2 protein-coding genes are annotated in these 3,295 nt (G+C 39.5%); one reads left to right on the top strand and one right to left on the bottom strand.

The features are described 5' to 3' along the window. A partial coding sequence (locus tag AC3DU7_RS29310) for an FAD-dependent oxidoreductase (protein WP_488042775.1) occupies nt 1-569 on the bottom strand: 569 nt, incomplete at its 3' end. A gap of 658 nt (nt 570-1,227) precedes the next feature. On the opposite strand from AC3DU7_RS29310, the gene dnaK reads away from it, so the two are divergent. Beyond that, a complete protein-coding gene (dnaK, locus tag AC3DU7_RS29305; protein WP_488042774.1) occupies nt 1,228-3,240 on the top strand; it encodes a molecular chaperone DnaK in 2,013 nt (670 codons plus the stop codon). The last annotated feature ends 55 nt before the right edge of the window (nt 3,241-3,295 follow it).

The raw sequence follows: 3,295 nt of genomic DNA, 5'->3' as shown, positions 1-3,295 counted from the left end.
AGAATTACAGTTGAGGATATTTCCTCTGGCCCAATAAAATTCAACGCTTTTGACATGGCGATGAATACTTCTTTCTCTACCCTCGGAGGAACATTCTGTTTTTTCAACCATTCCGAGAAGGTATATCTGTCCATTTTTTCTACATATTCCTGGCCTTGAAGCATAGCTGGAATCAGACCTATGCCAAATCTAATTTTTTCTGGCCAGGTTAGCATATCATTATTGCGGAGAATAGCCACTACTCCATTCAAAGGTGCTGGAATATCAGGAAAATCAAATCTAGAGTATGTTCCTGGTTTTTCTGGCTGATTAAAAATCATCGTATGCTGTTTCCATTGCAGTCTATCCTCTATATTTAGTTCTTTGAATAGCTGCAACATATTTGGATAGGCTCCAAAAAATATATGTAGACCGGTCTCGTACCAGTCTCCTTCTTCGTCTTTCCAGGCTGCTACCTTACCTCCAAGAACGTCCCTTCTTTCTAGGACTATTGGAGTATGACCCATGTCTGTTAGATATTTGGCACAAGAAAGACCGGCTAGTCCCGCTCCCGCGATCGCAACTCGCATTTACTTGGTAAAAACCTCTTTAATTCAATTTACTTTTTTTTTATTATTATTACTTTACAAGTTGTTACAAATTTCAGCAACATCTTATTTGTTATTTTTAATTCCATTTGTCTAAATTTTTGCTACATGTACTTTTGACAAAAACTAGACAAGTGTGGTAATGTTACAGCAAAATAAGTAATATAATCTGACTATCTTAATAAAATTTAAAAATATATACTTAAATTTCCTTTTGAATATCAATGACAGATTAAGATTAACAGACTATGGGTCAGAGGCGATCGTAAAAAAAAAATTAAATCTATAAATATATTTTCTAAGTTTAAGTATGTAGCCATGAAGAAAAAAAGGCCAAGTAAGGAATAAGGAGGCAGAGAGCAGAATGTAAACTCTGTAAATTTAAATTTGAGGGTGCGATCGAGGAAATCTCAAGCATAGTTGTGTCTCTTAAAAAAAATTATCTTGGTCCATAACTCATAAATAAATTTAGTTATTTTCAACTTTATAGGTAGACAGCAGGTAAAAATATATTTGATTATTCCTATCTATTGCTTCTGGCCTTATGCCTTCCTTTCACAGGGTGAGGCTATCCTCAAAGCTTGAGAAGTTTGAAACGATAGAATAATCAACAACAGGACAGAATAAAGAAAACGAAGGCATGGGCAAAGTAGTCGGCATAGACCTGGGTACAACAAACTCCGTAGTCTCCGTCATGGAAGGCGGAAAACCCATAGTGATAGCCAATTCAGAAGGAATGCGGACAACTCCATCTGTAGTTGGGTTCACCAAGGAAGGAGAACGAATAGTAGGACAAATGGCCAGGAGACAAACTGTTCTGAACCCTCAGAACACTTTCTACGGGGTCAAACGATATATTGGACGTAAATACTCTGAACTATCTCCAGAGTCAAAGCGAGTTCCCTATACAATTCGCCGAGATGAATATGGCAATGTCAAAATTAAATGTCCTCGGATGAAACGAGATTTTGCTTCCGAAGAAGTCTCAGCAATGATTTTGCGGAAGCTAGTAGATGAAGCAAGTCGCTATCTGGGAGAAGAAGTTACAGGAGCAGTAATTACCGTACCAGCCTATTTTAATGATTCCCAAAGACAGGCTACTCGTGATGCAGGGACAATTGCCGGTTTAGAAGTCAAAAGAATTCTCAATGAACCAACGGCTGCATCTCTGGCTTATGGATTAGAGAATACAGAAAATCAAGTAATTTTGGTCTTCGACTTGGGTGGAGGGACATTTGATGTATCAATATTAGAGGTGGGAGATGGAGTATTTGAAGTTAAATCTACGAGTGGAGATACCCAATTAGGGGGTAATGACTTTGACCAACGAATAGTAAATTGGTTGGCAGAACAATTTTTAGAGACAGAAGGAATAGATTTAAGGACAAGCGATCGCCAGGCATTACAACGGTTGATGGAGGCTGCGGAGAAAGCTAAAATAGAGTTATCTGGGGTTGGAGTGACTGAGATTAACCTACCGTTTATTACGGCTACACAAGATGGCCCCAAACATTTGGAGACTAGGCTGACTAGGTCTCAATTTGAAGGACTTTGTGGGGATTTAATTCCCAGAATTGGACGTCCTGTAAAAATGGCATTAAAAGATGCTGGTATTAATCCTTCTATGATTGATGAAGTAGTATTAGTGGGTGGTTCAACTCGGATTCCTTTTGTCCAAGATTTAGTTCGTTCTCTGATAGATATAGAACCAAATCAAGGAGTTAATCCTGATGAAGTTGTGGCTGTGGGAGCTGCTATTCAGGCCGGAATTTTAGCTGGGGACGTGCGAGATGTACTGTTGTTGGATGTTTCACCATTATCTTTTGGCTTAGAAACTATTGGTGGGGTGATGAAAAAACTTATTCCCCGCAATACTACTATCCCAGTGCGACGTTCTGATATTTTTTCTACTTCAGAAAATAACCAGACTGTAGTTGAGATTCATGTTATTCAGGGAGAACGAGAAATTGCAGTGGAGAATAAGTCTCTAGGAAAATTTAAACTTACGGGTATCCCTCCTGCTCCACGAGGCGTGCCACAGATACAAGTAGCTTTTGATATTGATGCTAATGGTATTTTGCAGGTGACTGCAATGGATAAAACTACAGGTAGGGCTCAAAGTATTACTATTCAAGGGGCATCGACTTTAACTCAGCAAGAAATTAGTCAGATGATTCGGGATGCTGAAAAATTTGCGGAAACAGACCGACTAAGAAGGGAGCAAGTAGAAAAGAGAAATCGCGCAGAGGCTCTAGCCTTTCAAGCTGAACGACAGCTCCGGGAGGTGGCCTTAGATTATGGTATGCAATTTGCTGCTAGGAGTCGTCAAAGGATCGAGATGTTGATTAGAGAGCTACGGGATAGCCTGGAGAGGGATGATGAGCGGGGTATCGATCGGGTGGGAGTTGATTTACAGGATGCTCTGTACGATCTGAATCGTGAAGTTTCAATTTATACTTCTGAATCTGAGGATGATGATTTCTTTGGGTCTGTGCGTCGGAGTATTTCTGGAGAGGACCGCAAGCGCAAGGAACGTTATGATTATGATAGTAGGATAGATCGTCGGCCTCCGGATCGAATTAATTATAACAAACCGACTAGACCTAATCGTTATTATCAGAGTGATGATTGGAATGATGATGATTGGTTGTAACTATTTTAGATTTGAGGGGGGTTCATTAATGGATCATGGATCATGGATAATTGAT

The sequence above is a fragment of the Okeania sp. genome (assembly GCF_983059655.1).
This window is presented reverse-complemented; position numbering and strand designations above follow the sequence as displayed.

Bases quoted from the DNA above. Each gene is read 5' to 3' on its own strand.
- dnaK (WP_488042774.1), top strand. From the start codon at position 1,228: ATGGGCAAAGTAGTCGGCATAGACCTGGGTACAACAAACTCCGTAGTC.